Here is a 20,229-nt window from a genome sequence, read left to right on the forward strand (position 1 = left end):
TCCGGCTCCTCAGCGGGGGACCGGCACGCCGGCCAGCGTCGCGGCGAGCACCGCCTGCACCTGCGAGCCCTCGAGCTCGGCCTCGGTGGTCAGGCGCACCCGGTGGGAGAGGGTCGCCGGGGCCATGGTCTTCACGTCGTCGGGCGTCACGAAGTCGCGGCCCGTGAGGTACGCCCAGGCGCTCGCCGTGCGCAGCAGCGCGATCGCCCCGCGCGGGGAGACGCCGAGGGACAGGCTCGGTGAGCGCCGGGTCGCGCGGCACACGTCCACCACGTACTCGAGCACGCTCTGTTCGGCGCGCACCTGGCGCACCTCCTCCTGGGCGGCGCGCAGGGAGGCGGGGTCGGCGACCGTGCGCAGCCCCGCCGCTGCGAGGTCGCGGGTGTCGAAGCCCTCCGCGTGGCGGCGCAGGACGTCCACCTCCTGCTCGCGCTCGGGCAGCGGCAGCACGGCCTTGAGGAGGAAGCGGTCCAGCTGCGCCTCCGGCAGGGCGTAGGTGCCGTCGAACTCGATGGGGTTCTGCGTGGCGACCACCATGAACGGATCCGGGAGGGCGCGCGGTCTGCCGTCGATCGTCACCTGCCGCTCCTCCATCGCCTCGAGCAGCGCCGACTGGGTCTTCGGGGGCGTGCGGTTGATCTCGTCGGCCAGCAGCAGGTTCGTGAACACGGGGCCCTCGCGGAAGACGAGGTCCGAGGTCGAGTTGTCGTAGACCAGGGAGCCGGTGACGTCGCCGGGCATCATGTCCGGCGTGAACTGGACGCGGCGCATGTCCACGTCGAGCGCCTCGGCGAGCGAGCGCACCAGCAGGGTCTTGGCGACGCCCGGCACGCCCTCGAGCAGCACGTGGCCGCGGCACAGCAGCGCGACCACCAGGCTGGTGACGGCCGCGTCCTGGCCCACCACCGCCTTGTGGATCTCGTCGCTCAGGGCGCGCAGGCGCTCGCGCGGGCTCTCGGGCCCGGGCTCCGCCGGGACGGCTGCGGGCGGCGTCGGCTGATCGGGGACTGCGCTCATCGGTCGATCTCCTTCTCGAGGGCGTCGAGGTCTTCGCTCAGGCGCAGCAGCTCCTGGTCGCTGCGCACGGGGGTGGGTCCCAGCAGCGTCCGCAGCTGCTCGGGCATGAGGGAGGTGTGGGGCGCGAGCGCCGCGATCAGCGCGTCCAGGCGGCCCTCGCGGCGCACGCCGAGCCGGGAGGCCAGACGCACGGCGGTCCTCGCCCGCAGCGCGCGGGCCGCGGCGTCGCGGGCGTCGGCGCGATGCAGCAGGTGCGCCCGGCCCACGGTCAGCTCGCGGGCGCGCACGCTCACGGGCAGCGGCTCCACGACGACCGGGCCCAGTCGGCGCGAGACGGCGAGGAGGACGGAGAGGACGACCGCGCACGCCCACAGCGCCAGAGGCAGCGCGAAGTCGGGCAGCCGGTCGAGGAGGGAGGGGCGCTCCTCGGCGAGCGGATCCGTCGGCGAGGGGACGTACCAGGTGAGGGCGGAGCCCTCGTCGTCCCCGCCGAGGGCGTTCAGGGCGACGGCCGCGTTGTCGAGATCGCCCGCGCCGGCGTTGGTCAGCAGCGTCGCCGAGCCCAGCACCGTGACGCCCTGGCCGGTGACCACGGCCGCGCCGTCGCCCCGGCGGAAGCAGGAGTCGAAGCCGTCCCCGGCCCGGTAGAGGGTCGCGGCCTTCGCGACGTCCTCGGCCGGGCCCACGCGGATCTCGCGGGCGTGCAGGGACGCCGCCGCGCAGGAATCGTCGGCGCTCAGGCTCGTGGTCTCCTCCAGCGACCCGGCGGGCCGGATGCCCGGGGCCAGGCGCGCGAGGACGAAGAAGCTCGGGCGCACCAGGACCAGGTGACCGTGGCCGCTCTCCCGGGCCTCGGCCAGACGGTCGAGCTGGGCGCCGTCGAGCGCCGAGGGGTCGGTGACCAGGACGGTGCGGCCCTCGGCGAGGGCCTGCGCGGCGTCGGTCGTGTACCGGCGGACCTCGAGGTCCGTGCCCTCGCGCTCGAGGACTCGGGCCACGGCCTTCGAGCCCTGCGGCGTGGGGGCGGCGGGCTCGAGCGGGCCGTCGCGGAAGGTGCCGCGCAGGGCGACGACGACCACCGCGGCGAGCACCACGAGGACGAGCGCGACCGTGAGCACGCGCGTGGAGGTGCGCGGCCCGGGCCGCGCGGCGTCGGCGCGGACGGTGGCCGTGGTGGGCGACGGGGCCGTCATGCGGGCTCCGGCTCGCGGAGCTGCGGGGTCGCCTCGGCGAGGTACTCGGCCAGGCGCACCACGTCCTCGGCGCTCTTGGCGTCGACGTGATGACGGGAGTACGCGGCGGTGTCGAAGACCTGGGCGGCGCGCAGCAGGCGCGTGCGCACATCGGGGAAGGCGCGGGAGGCCTCCTCGGCCGCCTCGTGCGCGGTCATGCCCTCGGCGACATCGAGCAGGGTGCGCTCCTGGAGATCGCGCACGAGCGAGCGCATGCCCAGCACCGCCGCATCGCCGGGGCGGTGCTCGTCGGCCGCGGCGCGGGCCCGTCGTCGCAGCTCCTGCGCGCTCAGCACGGGATCCGCGTCCAGGCGCGAGGAGACGCTGAGCGCGGTGTCGCGCCGCATCCGCCCGCTGCGGCGGAGCACCGCGAGGGCCGAGAGCGCCGCGAGCAGGACGACCACCGCGAGCAGCACGATGAGCACCCAGGACGCGCCGCCCGCGCCGCCGGTCAGGGAGTCCAGCCAGTCCTCGAGCATCCCCAGGAGCCAGGGGAGGAAGCCCTGGTCGCGGTGGTACTCGCCGCGCGCGAGCTCCTCGAGGACCTTCCGGCGCGCCTCATCGGGATCCACGTGCGCTCACCTGCCGTCCGCGTCCTGCTGCGCGCGCCGCAGCGCGATGTCCCAGGACTCGTGGCGCATCCGCAGATCGGCGTAGAGCGCGGTGAGGCCGGAGGCCCAGAACGGCACGACCACCACGGAGGCCGCGTACGAGCCGAGCATCGTCACGACCATCAGCAGGATCATGCCCGGCACGAGGCCCGACATCTGGGTGGCCAGCAGGATGATCACGTAGACGATCGTGCCGACGGTCCCGAAGACTCCGGCGATCACCTGCTGCACGAGGGTGTAGGAGACCGTCAGCAGCACGGCGATCCCGAGCGCGCGCCACAGACGCCGGCCCCGGGTGAGCGCGAAGGAGCGGCGCACGGCGCCCAGCACGCTCGTGTCCTCGAGGACGAGCGCGGGGGTCGAGAAGGCGGTGCGCGCCCACACCCACAGCGAGACCAGCAGTCCCAGGACCAGGAACAGCGGCAGCGGCAGGATCGTCCACCAGTGCGCCTCGCGGACCACGAGCAGCGGCAGGCCCCCGATCAGGGAGATCACCACGAAGGCCGCGAATCCCATGAGGGAGACGAGGATCGCCGTGAGCGCGGCCCGCGGCCCGTGCGTGCGCAGCGCCGAGCGCAGGGATGCGTCGTCGGTGCGGGAGCCGACGGCCTCCGCGAGGGTGACCCGGGTGAGGACCACGAGCACCAGCTGCATCGCCACCAGCGTGATCACTCCCGAGATCATGGAGGATCCGATGGTCGCGAGCATGTCGCCGAGCGAGGAGCCGAGCGGCTCCGTCGCGCTCGAGGACGCCGCCGTGGGGTCCTGGGAGATGCCCTGGAGCTGCACGGCCGTCGGCGCGATGCCGATGCCGGCGGCCACCGAGTTGATCACGAAGGCGATGCCCAGCACGATCGCGCTGACGCCGAACACGAGCTTCGGGCGGCGGCGGTAGATGCCGACGGCCGCGGAGAAGATCTCGCCGACCCCCAGGGGGCGCAGGGGGAACAGGCCCGGGCTGCGGACGAGCTCGCGCTGCACGGGGCCGGGTCGGCCCGGCGCGTCCGACGACCCGGGGGCGGGCGACGCGGGGGAGGACGTCGCCGGTGCGCCCGCTCCGGGAGCGCTCCAGGGTCCGCTCGGTCCGGTCACGTCGCTCACCTCTCGTCGTCCTCGATGGTCCGTGGCGTCCGCTGCGCCGCGCCTGCCCCACCGTACGGTGCCGGGCGCCCGTGCCGGGTACGACGATGGTCGAGACCTGCGACGACGTCGGTCCACGGCGGAGGACGGGACGAATGGCACAATGAGCCCATGACGACGTCCTCACGCATCCTGGTGGTCGATGACGATCATGCGATCGCGGAGATGGTGGGCATCGTGCTGCGGGGCAAGGGCTTCGACGTGGTCACCACGGCCGACGGCGCCTCCGCGCTGGACGCCTTCGACCGCCTCCACCCCGACCTCGTCCTCCTGGACCTCATGCTCCCGGGCATGGACGGCATCGAGGTGTGCCGTCGCCTGCGCCGCCACTCCGGCGTCCCCATCCTCATGCTCACCGCCCGCTCGGACACGGCCGACGTGGTGGAGGGCCTCGAGGCGGGGGCGGACGACTACCTCACCAAGCCCTTCGAGCCCGATGAGCTCGTCGCCCGCATCAAGGCGAGGGTGCGGCGCAGCGAGGCGCCCAGCACCGAGCAGCTGAGCGTCGGCGACCTGTCCATCGACGTCGACGGGCACGAGGTCCGCCGGGACGGCGAGAAGATCCCGCTGACCCCGCTGGAGTTCGAGCTCCTCGTGCAGCTGGCCCGTCGGCCCTGGCAGGTCTTCACGCGCGAGACCCTGCTCAAGGAGGTCTGGGGGTACCGCCACAGCGCCGACACCCGCCTGGTCAACGTGCACGTCCAGCGCCTGCGCTCGAAGATCGAGATCGATCCCGAGCATCCGCGCATCGTCGTCACCGTGCGCGGCGTGGGCTACCGCGCGGGCGGCGCGTCCTGAGCGTCCTGGACGCCCGGGGCGCGCGCATCACCGCCATGGACGCTGCGGACCGGACCGGGTCGGGCGGACGCGGCGAGGAGCACGGGCCGAGGGGGCGGACGGGGTGGCAGCGGCTGCGCCTCCTGCTGGGCCGCTACGCCCACCCGCGCCTGTGGTTCGATCCGCGGCGCTGGACCCTCGCGGTGCGCGTGGTGGCGCTGACGATCCTGCTCGCGGCGATCTCCGTGATGAGCGTCGGCACCTACCTCTCCTCCGTGATCTCCGACGGGCTCTACGAGCAGCGCCGCGTGCAGGTGCTCGAGGAGTCCACGACGATCCGCCAGGACCTGCTGGACACCCTGAACGGCACCGCGGGCGCCACCTCGACCCAGTCGCAGGACGCCGCCGCGAGCTTCATCCAGGGCCTGCGCAGCACCGACAGCGGCGCCCGGCGCGATGCGGCCCTGGTGCCCGTCGACACCACGAGCGCGACCTCCACGATCGCCTCGGACCGGGCGATGCTCGACCTCGTCGACTCCGACATGCGCACCTCGGTCGCCGAGAGCTCGGACGCGCTGGTGTGGCGCAGCGTCGGGCGCCCCGACGACTCGGGCGCGACCGAGCCGCAGCTGCTCGTGGGCACCCGCGTGGTGGTGCCCGGCAGCGGCACCTACGACCTGTTCCTGCTGTACTCCCTGGGCCAGGAGCAGCAGACGCTGCAGTTCGTGCAGCGGGCCCTGATGGGCGGCGGCGCCGTCATGCTCGCCCTGGTCATGGGCATCGCGATCGTCGTCGCGCGTCTGGTCACCGCGCCCCTGCAGCGCGCCGCGAGCGCAGCGGAGAAGATCGCCGCGGGCGACCTGGGCAGCCGCGTCGAGGCCACCGGCTCCGACGAGATCGCGAAGGTGGGGCGCTCCTTCAACGCCATGGCCAGCAACCTCGAGCAGAAGATCGAGGACCTCACCGAGCTCTCCCGCGTCCAGCAGCGCTTCGTCTCCGACGTCTCCCACGAGCTGCGGACCCCGCTGACGACGATCCGCATGGCGACCTCCGTGCTCGACGAGCACCGCGAGGACTTCACGCCCGAGGTCGCCCGCACGACCGAGCTTCTCTCCGCGCAGGTGCGGCGCTTCGACACCCTGCTCGCGGACCTCCTGGAGATCTCCCGCTTCGACGCCGGAGCCGCCGTGCTCGACGCCCGCCGCCACGACCTCGGGGATCTCGTCATGCGCGCCGCCGAGGACGCGCGCCCCCTCGCGGGCTCGCGCGGCTCCCTGCTCGACGTCCAGCTCACGTCCCTCTCGACCGAGGCGGTCGTGGACTCCCGGCGCATCGACCGCGTGCTGCGCAACCTGCTCACCAACGCCATCGAGCACGGGGCCGGACGGCCCGTCGTCGTGCGCACGGGGGCCGACGACCAGGCGGTCGCCGTCATCGTCCAGGACTTCGGCGTCGGCCTCACCCCCGAGGACGCCGAGCAGGTCTTCGCCCGCTTCTGGCGCGCCGACCCCTCGCGCGCCCGCACCCTGGGCGGGACCGGTCTGGGCCTCGCGATCTCCCTCGAGGACGCCCACCTCCACGGAGGCTGGCTGCAGGCCTGGGGCCGCAGGGGCCAGGGCGCCGTGTTCCGCCTGACCCTCCCGCGCAGGCCCGGCACGCAGATCGCGCGCTCCCCGCTCGCCCTCGAGCGCTCGTTCACCGGCCTCGATCGCGGCCAGGCGAGCGTCGGCACGGTCACCGGGGAGATCCCCGTGCGGGCCGACGCGCTGCCGTCCCTCGGAGAGGACGCGGAGGTGGAGGACGATGCATGAGATCGGACGCCGCGGAGTGCTGCGCGGCGCGGGGCTGCTGGGGACGGCGCTCGCGCTCGGCGCGTGCGCGCGCATCCCCACCTCGGGCGACGTGCACCGCGAGAGCCTGAGCGGGGCCGCGGCCTCCGACGTCCCCTATGTGCAGCCGCAGCCTCCGGCCGACGGCGCGAGCCCCGAGCAGATCGTCTCGGGCTTCGTGCTCGCGGGCGTCGGCCCCGAGGACGACTTCGGCGTCGCCCGCCAGTACCTCACCTCCTCCGCGCGCGCGAGCTGGGATCCCGCGGCAGGGGTCACCCTGTACTCGGCGGGCACCGAGCTCGCGATCACCGTCGAGAACCGTTCGAGCGTGCACCTGAGCGTGCAGGCCGTGGGGCACGTCGACCGCGCCGGCGTGCGCACCCTCTACGGCGGCGCGAGCGCGCGCGAGGTCGGGCTCGGCGTCGTGCAGGAGGACGGGCAGTGGCGGATCAGCGATCCGCCCGCCGGCATCTTTCTCTCCGACTCGGCGTTCTCCCTGCTGTTCCGCGCCGTCCGCCTCTACTTCCTCGACCCCCGGCAGATCCATCTGGTGCCCGATCCGCGCTGGTTCTTCGCGCGCGACGTCACCGCCTCGGCCCTCAGCGCCCTCGAGTCCGGGCCCACCGCGCCCTTCACCAAGGCCGTGCGCACCGCGATCCCCGAGAGCGCGCACCTGGGCTCGGCGCCCGTGAGCGCGGGCGGCGACGGCGTGCTCCAGCTCGAGCTGCCCGGGACCATCACCTCGCTCGGCGCGGACGCGCGCGATCTCGCGACCGCCCAGATCCAGGCGACCCTGCGCTCGGTGCCGGCGCTCTCGGACGTGAAGCTGCTGCGCGAGGGGAAGACCCTCGAGCCTCCCGCCGACGGGCCCTCGCGGGCGCTCCCCGGCCACCGGCCGATCGCCGCCGGCGCCCTGGGCGTCGTCTCCCTCGCGGACGTCGGCGCCGGGGCGAAGGCGGAGCAGATGATCCCCGCCCTGGCGAAGGAGACCGTGCACGCCCCGGCGATGTCCCAGGCCTCCCCTCTCGCGGCCGCCCTGCGCAAGGACCGCTCCGCGGTCGTCCTGTGCTCGAGCGACGGCAGCGTCCCCCGCCGCGAGGTGGCCGTCGGACCCGACCTGCTGCCCCCGCGGATCGATGATGCGGGCTTCGTGTGGGCGCCGACGCGCGCGGCCTCGGGCGCGCTCCTCGCCCTGTCCAGCCGCAGCACGCAGGACGATGCGAAGGTCGACGCGACCTGGCTGGACGGGCGCCGGCTGCTCTCCTTCGACCTCGCGGCCGACGCCACCCGCGCGCTCGTGCTCTCGAGCGACGACGGCACCCCGCGCCTGGACCTGAGCGCCGTGGTGCGGGACGAGCACGGCGTGCCGCGCGCCCTCACCGAGCCCGTGCAGCTGCCCACCTCCCTCACGTCCCTGCGCATGGCCACCTGGTACGACGAGTCCACCGTGCTGCTGCTGGGCGAGGACGCGGAGAGCGCGGCGCCGCGGGCCCAGATCATGGGCCTGCAGGAGGACGGCGATCGCCTGCCCGCGCCGCCGACCACGGTCGACTGGGTCGCGGGGACCGGCGTCACCGTCGCCGTCTGGGCGACCACGAGCGACGGCCGGCTGCTGCGCGTCGAGGGATCCTCCTGGGGCGATGTCGACATGGAGGCCCGCGACCCCTCCTTCTACTGACGCCCGTCCGCTCCGGGGCCCTCCGCGGGTCCTCCCCAGAAAGCCGTCGTCCACAGTCGGCGCTCCCGTCCCGCGGGACGGGAGCCGACGTGCTGTGCTGAGCCGATGAGGGATCCCACGCGCACCGCGGCGCCCCGCCGCAGGGCCGCGGAGCTGCTCGTCGCGATCGTGCGCGAGACCTGCGGCCTGCTCGTGCCGCTCGAGTGCCCCTGCGGCAGCGAGGGGCGACTGCTGTGCGAGGACTGCGCGGGGCTGCTCGCCTCCGAGGCCCTCCGGGTGGAGGCGGTCTGCGATGCGCTGCAGCTGGTGCAGGACGTGCGGGTCCGCGCGGGGGAGGACGGCGCCCCCGCGGGCGTGGACCATCGTCCGCTGCTGCCGGTGATGGCGCTCGGCGAGTACGCGGGACCGCTGCAGGACCTGGTGCTGGCGTGGAAGAACGGCGGCAGGGCCCACCTGGTCCCCGTCCTCGCGCGGGGCCTCGCCCCGGCGGCCCGGGCGCTCGCGGCGGCGGGGGAGGAGCCCGACCCCGGGCGCGGCCCCGTGCTCGTGCCCGTGCCCAGCAGGCTCGGCTCCCGCGTGCGGCGCGGGGAGGACCACACCGCCCAGCTGGCCGCGGCGATCTCGCGCCGCACGGGCCTGCCCTGGGAGGTCCTGCGCGGCACGCTCGGCGAGGGGCAGGAGGGGCGCACGGCGCGTCAGCGGCGCCGTCGCCACCTCGCCGTGCGCAGCGGGTCGCTGCCGCGCACGCGGCGCGAGGGCGCACCGGTGATCCTCGTGGACGACGTGGTGACCACGGGCGCGACCCTGCGGGCGAGCGCCGAGGCGATCGGGCGCCTGGGCATCGAGGTCGTGGGGGCGGTCGTGGTCGCCTCGGCGCGACTGCCCGCCACTCGGACGTTCCCCTGACGTCCCCCAGGATTCCGTGCCATGCTGTACGTCACACTCGCAGCGGACGAGTGGATCCCTCGCGCGAGGAGGTGGCAGTCGGACCAGCCAATGCGGCCGGGCTGATCATCGGCCGCGTTCGTTCGAATGAGGAGGACCTCATGGAGATCAACGTCGTCGGACGCCACATGGACGTCCCTGAGCGCTTCCACCGCCATCTGTCGGAGAAGCTCGAGAAGGTCACCCAGCTCGCACCCGCGGTCATGCGGGTGGACGTGGAGCTCTCCGAGGAGAGCAACCCCCGCCAGGCCGATCAGGCAGCCCGCGTGGAGATCACCGTGCATGACGACGGCGCCGTGATCCGCTCGGAAGCCCGGGCCGATGACCTCTACGGCGCGCTCGACGTCGCCTACGGCAAGCTGTTCGAGCGCCTGCGGCGCGCCCGCGACCGCCGCAAGGACCACCGCCGCGGACGCTCCCGCGGCCGCGGGGCCGAGAGCGTGCGCACCATGGGGCACACCGGGGAGATCCCGCTGCTCCCCGAGGACTCGGTGGCTGCGGCGTCGGCCGACGAGGCTCCCGCGGCTGCGGCTGCGGACGAGGACGAGACGAGCGACGCCGCCGACGAGAGCCCCGTCGTGATCCGCGAGAAGAAGCACAAGGCCGCGCCCATGAGCATCGACGATGCCCTGAACCGCATGGAGCTCGTGGGCCACGACTTCTACCTCTTCATCGACGAGGCGACCGGCAACCCCAAGGTGGTCTACCGCCGCAAGGGATGGAGCTACGGCGTCATCGAGCTCGAGCGCGTGGAGGAGATCGCCCTCGACATCGACCCCGAGGACGAGCTCGCCGCCCGCAGCGCCTGAGAGCGCGGCGCCCTGCGCACCCCGCAGTGCGCCATCGACCGTCGACCATCGACCCCGCATGCTCCGCCCGTCGCGCTCCCCGCGGCGGGCGGAGCCGCGTGCGGACCGCTCCGTCCCACCCTGCTCCTAGGATCGGATGCATGGCCGAGCGACTGAGCTGGAGATCCGCCCGCCGCATCGCCCTGCGCGCGCAGGGCATCGGCGGGCGCCGCGCCGACGACCTCCCCGCGCGCGCCGCGAGCCGGCGCAGCCTCGAGAGGACCCTCGAGCGCACCCACCTGCTGCAGATCGACTCCGTGAGCGTGTTCGCCCGGGCCCATCACATGCCCGTGTTCACGCGCCGCGGCTGCTGGGACGTGGACGTCCTGGACCGCGCGAGCCGGCCCGGCCGCGGGCGCCTGGTCCAGGAGGCCCTCGCGCACGAGGCCGCCTTCACGACCGCCGAGGTCCACTCCCTGCTGGGCTTCCGGCGCGAGCGCGCCGCGCGCAGGGACTGGGGCGCCGTGCGCCGCGCCGCCGGCTCGGACGCCGGGGCGATGCGCCGCGTGCTCGACGTCATCGCCGCGCACGGGCCGATCAGCGCCGCCGCCGTCGCCCGCCGCGTGGGCGACGAGGAGAAGCCCGCCGAGGGCTGGGGATGGCGCCGCTCGGACACGCAGTGGCTCGTCGAGTACCTCTTCCGCGCCGGCCACGTGGACTGCGTCGGCCGCAGCCCCCAGTTCGAGCGGCTCTATGCGGCCGAGGCAGGTGCGCCGCTGCCGGATCACGCCGCCGACCCCGCCGCCCTCGCGGAGGGCGGGGACGACGCGGGGAGCGGACCGGATCCGTCCGCCGCGCAGGGGGAGCTCGCCCGCCGCGCCGCGAAGGCGCTCGGGATCGCCACCCCGGCGGACATCGCCGACTACTTCCGGCTGCGCGCCGCCGAGGTCGCCCCGCACATCCGGGACATGCTCGCCACCGGGATGCTGCGCGAGGTCACCGTGCGCCGCGGCTCCCGGGAGCTTCCCCTCCTGCTGCACCACGAGGCGCCGCGACCCGCCCCGGTCGCCGCGGCCGCTCTCGTGAGCCCCTTCGATCCCGTCGCCTTCCATCGCCCCCGTCTGCGCGACCTCTTCGACGTCGAGTACCGGATCGGCATCTACACGCCGCGAGCACAGCGCACCCACGGCTACTACGCCCTGCCCTTCCTGCTGGGCGATCGGATCGTCGCGCGGGTCGACCTGCGCAGCGACCGCCGGCGCGGCGTCCTCGAGGTCTGCGAGGCGCACCTCGAACCGCTGCCCGCCATGCGTGCGCGGGAGAGGGTGCCGGGCGTCGAGGAGATCGCTCCCGCGCTCGCCGACGAGCTCGGTCGCGCCGCGCGCTGGCAGGGACTGATGAGCATCGAGGTGCTCGGCGTCGGCGACCTCGCCCCCGCGCTCGCGGAGATGCTGTCGTAGGCGTCCCCGGATCGCCGCCCCGCCGTGTGCCCTGTGGCACGGCGCTCGCAGGAGAGGGCACGTAGGATGGGGCGGCGCCGCGCCCTCCGGGGCCGTCGGCGCCCGCGCACTGCCGACCCGCCCCGGCGGGCCGGAACACCATCCGCCCTCCCGGGCGGACGAGACGAACCGGACCGGTCACGGTCCACCCCGAGGAGCACGAGTGGTCAACCTCTTCGACACGATCCTGCGCGCCGGCGAAGGCCGTGAGCTGCGCAGGCTCACCACCATCTCCCGTCGCGTCGACGACGCGGCCGCGATCTACGAGGACTACAGCGACGAGGAGCTGCGCGAGGAGTCCGTGCGCTTCCGCGAGCGCCTCGAGGACGGCGAGACCCTCGACGACATCCAGGTCGAGGCCTTCGCCGCCGTGCGCGAGGCCGCGAGCCGCACCCTGGGCCAGCGGCCCTACGAGGTGCAGGTGATGGGCGGCGCGGCGCTGCACCGCGGTCGCATCGCCGAGATGAAGACCGGTGAGGGCAAGACCCTGGTCGCCACGCTCCCCGCCTACCTCAACGCCCTCGCGGGCAAGGGCGTGCACGTGATCACGGTCAACGACTACCTCGCCTCCTACCAGAGCGAGATCATGGGGCGCGTGTTCCGCGCGCTGGGGCTGAGCACGGGCTGCATCATCTCCGGGCAGAAGCCCGAGGAGCGCCGCGAGCAGTACGCCGCGGACATCACCTACGGCACGAACAACGAGTTCGGCTTCGACTACCTGCGCGACAACATGGCCCTGAGCGCCGACGAGCGCGTCCAGCGCGGCCACTTCTTCGCGATCGTCGACGAGGTCGACTCGATCCTCATCGACGAGGCCAGGACGCCGCTGATCATCTCGGGCCCCGCCTCGGGCGACGCCAACAAGTGGTACGCCGAGTTCGCGAAGGTCGTCCAGCTGCTGCGCCGCGACCGCGACTACGAGGTCGACGAGAAGAAGCGCACCGTGGGCGTGCTCGAGACCGGCATCGACAAGGTCGAGGACCACCTGGGGATCGACAACCTCTACGAGTCGCTGAACACCCCCCTGATCGGCTTCCTGAACAACGCCATCAAGGCCAAGGAGCTGTTCAAGAAGGACAAGGACTACGTGGTCCTCAACGGCGAGGTGCTCATCGTCGACGAGCACACCGGCCGCATCCTCGCCGGGCGCCGCTACAACGAGGGCATGCACCAGGCCATCGAGGCCAAGGAGGGCGTGGCGATCAAGGCCGAGAACCAGACGCTCGCCACGATCACCCTGCAGAACTACTTCAAGCTCTACGAGAAGCTGTCGGGCATGACCGGCACGGCCGAGACCGAGGCCGCCGAGTTCATGAACACCTACAAGCTCGGTGTGGTGCCGATCCCCACCCACAAGGACATGATCCGCCAGGACCAGGTCGACAAGGTCTTCCGCACGGAGAAGGCGAAGTTCGACGCCGTCGTCGAGGACATCGTCTCCCGCCACCACCAGGGCCAGCCCGTGCTCGTGGGCACCACGAGCGTCGAGAAGTCCGAGTACCTCGCGAAGCTGCTGAACGCCCAGGGCGTCGAGCACGAGGTCCTCAACGCGAAGAACCACGCGCAGGAGGCCGCGATCGTCGCCATGGCCGGCGCGAAGGGCGCCGTCACGGTCGCCACCAACATGGCCGGCCGCGGCACCGACATCATGCTCGGCGGCAACGTGGAGTTCATGGCCCACCGCGCGCTCAAGGAGCGCGGCCTGGACCCGGAGGAGGACTCCGAGGCCTACGAGGCGGCGTGGGACGACGCGATCGCGGAGGCCGAGTCCCAGGTCTCCGCTCAGCACGACGAGGTCGTCGAGGCCGGCGGACTCTACGTGCTGGGCACCGAGCGCCACGAGTCGCGGCGCATCGACAACCAGCTGCGCGGCCGCTCCGGCCGACAGGGCGATCCGGGCGAGTCCCGCTTCTACCTCTCGCTGCAGGACGACCTCATGCGGCTGTTCAACGCGGGCGCGGCCGAGACGCTGCTGGCCCGCGGCGGAGTCGACGAGTCGGTCCCGCTGACCGGCCGCATGGTCTCGTCCGCGATCCAGCGCGCCCAGCAGTCCATCGAGTCGCGCAACGCGGAGATCCGCAAGAACGTCCTGAAGTACGACGACGTCCTCACCAAGCAGCGCAAGAAGATCTACGAGGAGCGCACCCGCATCCTCGAGGGCGAGGACCTCGAGGAGCACGTCGGTCGCTACATCGACGAGGTCATCGGCGGTGCGGTCGACGCGGCCACGCGCGGCGTCACCCCCGAGGACGTCGACCTCGATGAGCTCTGGGGCACCCTGCGTCCCACCTATCCGGTCTCGATCTCCGCGGAGGAGCTCGTCGAGGAGCACGGCGGCAAGGAGAACCTCGACGCCGCGACCCTGCGCGAGGAGATCCTCTCCGACGCGCACCTGGCCTACGAGAACCGTCGGGCCGAGCTCGGCGAGGACGCGATGGACCAGCTGCAGCGCCGCGTGCTGATGTCGGTCATGGACCGCCGCTGGCGCGAGCACCTCTACGAGATGGACTACCTCAAGGAGGGCATCGGCCTGCGCGCCATGGCCCAGCGCGACCCGCTCATCGAGTACGAGCGCGAGGGCCACCTGATGTTCAGCGACATGATCGCGGGCATCAAGGAGGACGCCGTCGGGTACATCTTCAACCTCGAGGTGCAGGTCCAGCCCGCGCCGGTCGTGCCGCAGTCCGTCTCCGACCTGGTGACCAAGGCCGCCGGTGCGGTCGGCGCTCTCGCCGGGACCCCTGCGGGGGACGCCTCCGAGGCCGCCGCCGGCGGCTCGTCCGAGGACGCCTCGGACGAGGAGGGGACGGCCGACGAGGACCTGGCGGACGATGGAGCCGGGTCCGACGCGGCGGATGCGACCCCTGCCGTGACGCTGCGCGCGAAGGGCCTGGACCAGGGGCCGAGCGCACGCGAGCTGCGCTACTCCTCGGCCGAGGGCTCCAGCACCCAGGACGTCTCCTCGCTCTCGCGGGCCGAGCGCCGACGTCGCGAGCGCCAGCAGCGCAAGCAGGACTCCAAGGGCGCGCAGGGCTCGTCGAACGCGCGCGGCTCCGACTCGCCGACGGCGTCCGGCGGGAACACGAGCGGTCCCTCGCGCGGACGGCGCGCCAAGCGCTCCTGACCCCTCCGGGGGAGGGTCAGCCGACCTCCAGGACGGTGACCCTCCACCCGGTGTGGCGCAGTTCCCAGCGCATGGCGAGGAACCGCGCGCGGTCGGCGTCGCGCACCACGGTGCTCGCCTCGACGACGCCGGACGTGACCACGCACGTGCGGGTCCCGGAGATCGCCAGGCGCACGCGCGGAGTGCGCCCGGTGAGGCCGCGGATCCTGCGTGTGAGCGCCGCGCGCCGCGCCAGGTACGCCGAGACCTCCGGGGTCACCAGCCGGGACAGCGTGCTCACCGGCCGGCTGTCGCGCACGATCTCGACGGCGCAGCGGGCCACGCTCTCCACCAGCCGGAGTCCGTCCTCGGGGTCGCGCGGATCCACGCCCGCGACGAGCTGCTGATCTGTGGGCACGAGGCCGTCCGTCGCGGTCATGAGTTCTCCTGGGAGGTGGGGAGGGCATCGGGGACGGTGAGCACCTGTCCGGGCTCGATGTGGTCGGGGTCGGGGCCGATGACGTCGGCGTTCGCGGCGAAGAGCTCGGGCCAGGCCTCTGAGACCGCCCCCGGGTCGTCGGTGCCGACGCCCATGAGGTCATCGCTGATCGACCAGAGAGAATCGCCGTCCTTCACGACCACCGTGAGGGTGTCCGGCCGCTCGCTGCCATCCGCGCTGCTGTCATCGGCGCTGCTGTCTTCGGCATCCGCATCGGAGGCCTCGGATCCGGCGTGGGGGTCGGGGTCGTCCGCGGGAGCCTCCTGATCGCCCCATCCCAGGCCGGGGAGGTCCTGGTCGCCGTCGTCGGGCCGGTCCGTGGGTTCCTCGGGCGGCGGCGCGTCGGGCTCGGCGGGCAGCTGCGCGGAGGGTGAGGCATCCGTGTGCTCGGGCGGGTGGTCCTGCGATCCGGGCAGGCGCATCAGCGGAGCCGCGGCGGGCGCCGAGGCGGGGGAGGCCGTCTGTCCCGCCGCGCTCGTGACGGCCGGCGTGCCCTGGGCCTGCGCGGGCCCCGCGAGGAGTCCGGCGGCCGCCGTGGTCACGGCGAGCGTCGCCAGTGCGCGGGAGGCGAGGCGCGGCGCGAGCACGCGCAGCGCTCGGAGCAGCGCCCTCGAGCCCGCGGCGTCGGCCCCGCGCAGCATCACCACGGCGGCGAGGGCGTGGACGAGAGCGAGATACGCGCACAGCAGGACGCCGAGGGCCGCGACCGCGAGCAGCACGAGCGCCGTGAGGGCGTCGGTGCCGTAGCTCGAGCGCGACTCGACCTCGAGCGCCGCCGTCACCCGCAGCAGGATCGCGCCGGCCGCGAGCGAGGCCGTGGCGATCAGCGGCGCGGCCAGCGCGGCGCGCCGGCCGGTCGTCCTGGTCCTCATGCCCGTGCTCGGTCTGTCCGTCGTGCTCATCTCGTCCCCTCGCGGTGCGCACCGGCACGTCGTCGATGCCGTGACTCCGCTATCAGTCATGCCGTTTGATGCAGTTTGCTGTCGAATGAAGCGATGTGCGGGAATCTATCGCGATGTGATGTGAAGCGCAAACGCGCTCGTGGCAGCGCCTAGAGTGGGCGGATGAGCCTGGAGAGGATGTTCGAGGACCTCGAATCGCGCATGGACCACCTCGAGAGCGAGGAGCGGCGCGCGGTCACCGAGGAGCTCACGCGCGCCGAGCGCGCGCAGGTGCTCGTCCTCGATCGTCTGCGCGGCGCCGTGGGACACGACATCAGGGCGCATCTGCGCGACGGCGCGGTCGTCGGCGGAGAGGTCGTCGAGGTCGGAGCCGACTGGGTGCGGCTGCGATCCGGGGCCGACGCACGCTCCGCGTGGCTGGTGCTCGGCGCGATCGTGCTGCTCGAGGGCCTGCCGGAGCGCGTGCGGGAACCCGGCCGCACGCGACTGCGCCCGCCGGGGCTCGGCACGGCGCTGCGGGCGCTCGCACGGGATCGCGCGCTCGTGCACGTGCGCACGGCGGCGGGGGAGATGCGGGGCAGGATCGCGGGCGTCGGTCAGGACGCCCTGGATCTCCGTCTGCTGCCCTCGGGCGAGCAGCGCCCGGCCTACGGGACGCGAGCGGTGACGATCCTGCTCTCGGGGATCTTCTCGATCACCGCGCAGCGGCCGGACTGATCAGGTCAGCGGTCGCCGCGGTGCGGGGCCGACGAGGACTGCGGCGCCTCCGTGCGCTCCTGCTCGAGGAAGGTCTCCGTGGCGGCGTAGGAGCGCTCGATGTACGCCTCGAGCTCCGAGAGCTCGACGCGCCACTGCCCGCGCCCGCCCACCTTGATCGCGCGCAGCTCGCCGGAGCGCACCAGGGCATAGGCCTGGGACGCGGAGATCGAGAGCTGCTCGGCGACGTCGGAGAGCGGGATGAAACGCGTGGTCATGGGTCTCCTCGGAAGGGGAAGGGCCTCATTGTCGCACCCGTGCTCCCTCGGATCCTGAGCATTGTGGACGAGCGGTCGCTGACGCCGGACAGTGCTTCGCGCGCCGCCGCGTCGTCCACAGGATCGATCGGTCGGCCGCGCGCGGACGAGCAGTGCCGTAGCCTCTCGCTCGAGGGTCGGATCCCCCGAGTCCGCCGGCCCCGCCCGCTCCCCGGAGGTAGCTCACGTGCCCCCTGCCCCTTCTCTCATGCGCCTGCGCCGACCCCGCTGGAAGGATCCGCGCCTGATCGTCGGCATCCTGCTGGTCGTCCTCAGCGTGCTGCTGGGCGCCCTGCTCGCCTCGCGCGCCTCGGCGACCACGACGGTGCTCGTCGCCCGCGACGAGGTGGTGGTCGGCGATGAGATCGGACCCGACGCCTTCACCACGGCCGAGGTCCGGCTGGGCGACCAGTCCGGGCGCTACGCCTCCTCGCCCGGGGACATCCCGGAGGGCTCCACGGCGCTGCAGTCCGTGCACTCCGGAGAGCTGCTGCCCGTCTCCGCGATCGGCCAGGGAGGCGGGGGCGACCTGCGCCCCGTCGTCATCCCCGTCGACAGCGCGGTCGCGGACTCCGTGAGCCAGGGCCGTCCCGTCGAGCTCTGGCGCACGGCGGCCGACGAGCAGGACAGCGACGCCCTCGCGGAGAAGCTCGTGGACGGCGCCACCGTGCGCCGCGTGTTCGAGGGCAGCACCCTGGGCATGCGGTCCATGAGCGTCGAGGTCCTCGTCCCGGCCGACGACCTCCCCGAGGTGCTCGAGGCCCTGGGATCGGGGGACAGGATGGACGTCATCGGCGTGCCCGGTGACGAGGGGGTCGGCTCATGATCGACATCGTGCTCTGCGCCTCCGGGCGCGACGAGGTGCGGATCGTCCACGACGTGGCCCGGGGATCCTCCGGGAGGGCGCGGATCGTGCGGCGCTGCGCCGATCTCGCGGAGACCGCGGCCGTGGTGGCCGCCGGCATCGGCGACGTCGTGGTCATCGACCTCGCGGTGCGGGGCCTGGACCGTGAGGCCGCCGCCGAGATGCTGCGGGGCGGAGCGGGCGTCGTCGGGCTGCGCAGCGAGGAGGGCGCGGCGGCGCGCACCACGCTCGGCCTGCGCATCGTCGTGGACGCGTCGGCCGACGTCGAGGAGCTGCTCGAGGCCTGCGAACGGGCCCTGCGGCCCGAGTCGGAGCAGGAGTCCGGCGGCGACGCGTGGGTGCAGGACACCGCCGACGGTCTCGAGGATCTCCCGCCGCAGCGGGCGCCGCTGATCGTGACGTGGGGCCCGGGAGGCGCGCCGGGCCGCTCGACCGTCGCCGTGAACCTCGCGGCCGAGCTCGCCGACGCCGGCGAGCAGACCGTGCTCGTGGACGCCGACACCCACGGACCCTCCCTCAGCCAGATGCTCGGCGTCCTCGACGAGTCCCCGGGGCTCGTGGCCGCCTGTCGCGCCGCCGCCCGCGGGACGCTCGACGACGAGACCCTCGATGCGCTCGTCCCCGCGGTGCGCGGGCGCCTCCACCTGCTCAGCGGCATCGGCGTTCCCGCCCGCTGGGCGGAGGTCCACCGCAGCTCCCTCGAGGACGTCTGGGAGTCCCTCGCGGACCGCGGCGGCGCCGTGGTCGTGGACGTCGGCGCCCCTCTCGAGGAGGACGAGGACCTCAGCTACGACACCGCGGCCCCGCAGCGCTGCGCGGCGTCCCTGAGCGCCGTGCGCCGGGCCGACGTGCTGCTCGCCGTGGTCTCCTCCGACCCGGTCTCGATCACGCGACTGGTCCGGGAGCGCGAGCGGCTCGACGAGATCGGCGTCGGGCCGCTGCACGTGGTCATCAACCGTGCGGGGCCGCCCGCTCGAGCGGAGAGGGTCGAGGAGCTGCTGCGCTCGCGCATGGACGTCGCCTCCGTGACGATCCTCCCGGAGGAGGCCACCACCTGCCGCCGCGCCGCCTGGGACGGTGCGGTGCTCGCGGAGGCGGCGCCGCGAAGCCCTCTGCGCAGGGCACTGCGGGACCTCGCCGCCCGGGTGCGCGCGGAGCATGTCGGCGTGGAGGATGCGGGGAGCACGGCCGGTGCGGACGACCCGGGCGCGGAGGGCGCCGGCGCGGGCGGGGCGGACCCCGAGCGCGCGGGCGCCGGCGTGGCAGGATGAGCGCCATGAGGATCTTCGCGCCCGTCGGACCCGCCGATCACGACGCCCTGCGCTCCGGCGCCGCGCGGATCGCCCTGGAGACGGGGCGTCCCGTCTGGGGCGTCTCCGACGCCGCCCGCGCCGAGCGCGCGGAGGAGGACGTCGAGGAGCTCGAGTACGACGCGCTGCAGGACGCCGTGTTCAGTGCGCTGGCACAGATCGACCCGCGGATGCGGGCGCTGGTCCTCGCCGGCGACGTGCCGGACGGCTCCCTGGTGGACGCGAGCGAGGACGGCGGAGCGTTCGGGCTGCGCCTCGCCCGCGAGGACGCTCTCGTGGTCGCGAGCGCCCACGCCACCGAGCTCGACGCCGCGGCCGCGGAGGTCGACGACACCGACCCCGCGCTGCTCTGGTTCGACGCGAGCGAGCTGCCCGCCGCGATCGACTACGCGGAGGCGCCGCTGCGGTAGTCCTCGGCCGAGCGCTCCTCGGCCCGCAGCACCTTCGTCACGTACGGGAGCGCGGCCTTCTCGAGCCGGCCGCCCAGCAGCGGGACCTTCGCCGTGAACTCCCCGTCGATGCTCACCGCGGAGTTCTCGCCGGCGGGCCGCAGCTCCAGATGCCCGCGCATCGAGGCGGGCGCTCCCTGCACGGTCAGCTCGATGGTGCCCTGGCGCGCACCGCCCTCGGCAGGGGCCTGCCAGGACTGCACCTCGAGGATCTTCACGCTCCTGCCCACGAGCGAGCGGGCGATGTCCGGGATGCCCTCGGTGGCCAGCTCGAGATGCGTGGTGACGGTGAAGGCGCCGGCAGGATCTCCCTCCACCTCCGACGTCGCGGACTCCGCGTGCAGAGTGCGGCCGCGGATCCGGGTGTAGGCGGGATCGGCGTACATGGCCGCGGCCGCCTCGGGCGGCATCGGCAGGTTCAGGTTCTCGCTCAGGCGCATGCTCCCACTATGCCAGGTGGGCCGGTCCGTCGACCGCCCCGTCCCTGCCTCGTCCCTGCCCTGTCCCTGCCCCGTCCGTGTCTCGTCCCCATCGGCCCGGCCTGCGCGGGAGTCCGGGGCCGGTCGCCCGCG

Annotated in this window: 19 protein-coding genes; 11 read left to right on the forward strand and 8 right to left on the reverse strand. The window is 73.9% G+C overall.

Features of this window, described 5'->3' with window-relative positions:
- Window positions 1–9: 9 nt before the first annotated feature.
- From M4486_RS01625 to M4486_RS01640, 4 genes are read right to left on the reverse strand one after another with little or no spacing between them, the layout of a single operon-like run.
- Window positions 10–1,017: an AAA family ATPase gene (locus M4486_RS01625; RefSeq protein WP_249479246.1), complete on the reverse strand. Its 1,008-nt coding sequence runs from the start codon at window positions 1,015–1,017 to the stop codon at window positions 10–12.
- Entirely contained in the window at window positions 1,014–2,210 is a 1,197-nt protein-coding gene (locus M4486_RS01630; protein WP_249479247.1) for a DUF4350 domain-containing protein, read from the reverse strand. The genes M4486_RS01625 and M4486_RS01630 overlap by 4 nt, the downstream gene beginning before the upstream one ends.
- Window positions 2,207–2,821: a DUF4129 domain-containing protein gene (locus M4486_RS01635; protein ID WP_249479248.1), complete on the reverse strand. Its 615-nt coding sequence runs from the start codon at window positions 2,819–2,821 to the stop codon at window positions 2,207–2,209. Before M4486_RS01635 ends, M4486_RS01630 begins: the two co-directional genes overlap by 4 nt.
- Window positions 2,822–2,827: 6 nt before the next feature.
- Window positions 2,828–3,961, reverse strand: coding sequence for a glycerophosphodiester phosphodiesterase (locus M4486_RS01640; protein WP_249479249.1), 1,134 nt, complete (start codon window positions 3,959–3,961; stop codon window positions 2,828–2,830).
- 150 nt (window positions 3,962–4,111) lie between these two features.
- Here M4486_RS01640 and mtrA point away from each other — a divergent pair, with 150 nt between their 5' ends.
- From mtrA to secA, 7 genes are all read left to right on the forward strand, one after another.
- Entirely contained in the window at window positions 4,112–4,798 is a 687-nt protein-coding gene (gene mtrA, locus M4486_RS01645) for an MtrAB system response regulator MtrA (protein WP_152354376.1), read from the forward strand.
- 35 nt (window positions 4,799–4,833) lie between these two features.
- The gene (mtrB, locus tag M4486_RS01650) at window positions 4,834–6,588 is read left to right on the forward strand and encodes an MtrAB system histidine kinase MtrB (protein ID WP_249479250.1); all 1,755 of its coding nucleotides are present in this window, start codon (window positions 4,834–4,836) and stop codon (window positions 6,586–6,588) included.
- Window positions 6,581–8,284, forward strand: a complete 1,704-nt coding sequence (locus M4486_RS01655; protein ID WP_249479251.1) for an LpqB family beta-propeller domain-containing protein — start codon at window positions 6,581–6,583, stop codon at window positions 8,282–8,284. Before mtrB ends, M4486_RS01655 begins: the two co-directional genes overlap by 8 nt.
- A 105-nt stretch (window positions 8,285–8,389) precedes the next feature.
- Window positions 8,390–9,190 carry a ComF family protein gene (locus tag M4486_RS01660; protein WP_249479252.1) on the forward strand — a complete coding sequence of 267 codons (801 nt, stop codon included), beginning with the start codon at window positions 8,390–8,392 and terminating at the stop codon, window positions 9,188–9,190.
- Window positions 9,191–9,330: 140 nt separating this feature from the next.
- Window positions 9,331–10,038, forward strand: a complete 708-nt coding sequence (gene hpf / locus M4486_RS01665; protein WP_249479253.1) for a ribosome hibernation-promoting factor, HPF/YfiA family — start codon at window positions 9,331–9,333, stop codon at window positions 10,036–10,038.
- Between the two features lie 140 nt (window positions 10,039–10,178).
- Complete coding sequence (locus tag M4486_RS01670) at window positions 10,179–11,477, forward strand: winged helix-turn-helix domain-containing protein (protein ID WP_249479254.1); 1,299 nt, start codon at window positions 10,179–10,181, stop codon at window positions 11,475–11,477.
- A 202-nt stretch (window positions 11,478–11,679) separates the two neighbouring features.
- Window positions 11,680–14,640 (forward strand): preprotein translocase subunit SecA, encoded by a 2,961-nt coding sequence (secA, locus tag M4486_RS01675; RefSeq protein WP_249479255.1) that lies wholly within the window; start codon window positions 11,680–11,682, stop codon window positions 14,638–14,640.
- A 16-nt stretch (window positions 14,641–14,656) separates the two neighbouring features.
- On the opposite strand, the gene M4486_RS01680 is transcribed toward secA, so the two are convergent.
- Together M4486_RS01680 and M4486_RS01685 are read right to left on the reverse strand one after the other, a co-directional pair.
- Window positions 14,657–15,058 carry an Rv3235 family protein gene (locus tag M4486_RS01680; RefSeq protein ID WP_249479256.1) on the reverse strand — a complete coding sequence of 134 codons (402 nt, stop codon included), beginning with the start codon at window positions 15,056–15,058 and terminating at the stop codon, window positions 14,657–14,659.
- Window positions 15,055–15,990, reverse strand: a complete 936-nt coding sequence (locus tag M4486_RS01685; RefSeq protein WP_249479257.1) for a LysM peptidoglycan-binding domain-containing protein — start codon at window positions 15,988–15,990, stop codon at window positions 15,055–15,057. The genes M4486_RS01680 and M4486_RS01685 overlap by 4 nt, the downstream gene beginning before the upstream one ends.
- A 192-nt stretch (window positions 15,991–16,182) precedes the next feature.
- On the opposite strand from M4486_RS01685, the gene M4486_RS01690 reads away from it, so the two are divergent.
- The gene (locus tag M4486_RS01690) at window positions 16,183–16,737 is read left to right on the forward strand and encodes a hypothetical protein (RefSeq protein ID WP_249479258.1); all 555 of its coding nucleotides are present in this window, start codon (window positions 16,183–16,185) and stop codon (window positions 16,735–16,737) included.
- A 5-nt stretch (window positions 16,738–16,742) separates the two neighbouring features.
- Here M4486_RS01690 and M4486_RS01695 read toward each other — a convergent pair whose 3' ends face one another.
- Window positions 16,743–16,994 (reverse strand): helix-turn-helix transcriptional regulator, encoded by a 252-nt coding sequence (locus tag M4486_RS01695; RefSeq protein WP_152354369.1) that lies wholly within the window; start codon window positions 16,992–16,994, stop codon window positions 16,743–16,745.
- Between the two features lie 226 nt (window positions 16,995–17,220).
- Here M4486_RS01695 and M4486_RS01700 point away from each other — a divergent pair, with 226 nt between their 5' ends.
- The 3 genes from M4486_RS01700 to M4486_RS01710 are packed head-to-tail and all read left to right on the forward strand — an operon-like array spanning window position 17,221 to window position 19,618.
- The gene (locus M4486_RS01700) at window positions 17,221–17,859 is read left to right on the forward strand and encodes an SAF domain-containing protein (protein WP_249479259.1); all 639 of its coding nucleotides are present in this window, start codon (window positions 17,221–17,223) and stop codon (window positions 17,857–17,859) included.
- Window positions 17,856–19,169, forward strand: a complete 1,314-nt coding sequence (locus M4486_RS01705) for a CpaE/TadZ family protein (RefSeq protein WP_249479260.1) — start codon at window positions 17,856–17,858, stop codon at window positions 19,167–19,169. The genes M4486_RS01700 and M4486_RS01705 overlap by 4 nt, the downstream gene beginning before the upstream one ends.
- Before the next feature lie 5 nt (window positions 19,170–19,174).
- Window positions 19,175–19,618 (forward strand): DUF6912 family protein, encoded by a 444-nt coding sequence (locus M4486_RS01710; RefSeq protein ID WP_249479261.1) that lies wholly within the window; start codon window positions 19,175–19,177, stop codon window positions 19,616–19,618.
- Here M4486_RS01710 and M4486_RS01715 read toward each other — a convergent pair.
- Window positions 19,594–20,097: a DUF2505 domain-containing protein gene (locus tag M4486_RS01715; RefSeq protein WP_249479262.1), complete on the reverse strand. Its 504-nt coding sequence runs from the start codon at window positions 20,095–20,097 to the stop codon at window positions 19,594–19,596. The two genes, M4486_RS01710 and M4486_RS01715, sit on opposite strands and share 25 nt — an antisense overlap.
- Between the last annotated feature and the right edge of the window lie 132 nt (window positions 20,098–20,229).

Origin of the sequence: Brachybacterium kimchii, from assembly GCF_023373525.1 — a bacterium.
Taxonomy (GTDB): domain Bacteria; phylum Actinomycetota; class Actinomycetes; order Actinomycetales; family Dermabacteraceae; genus Brachybacterium; species Brachybacterium kimchii.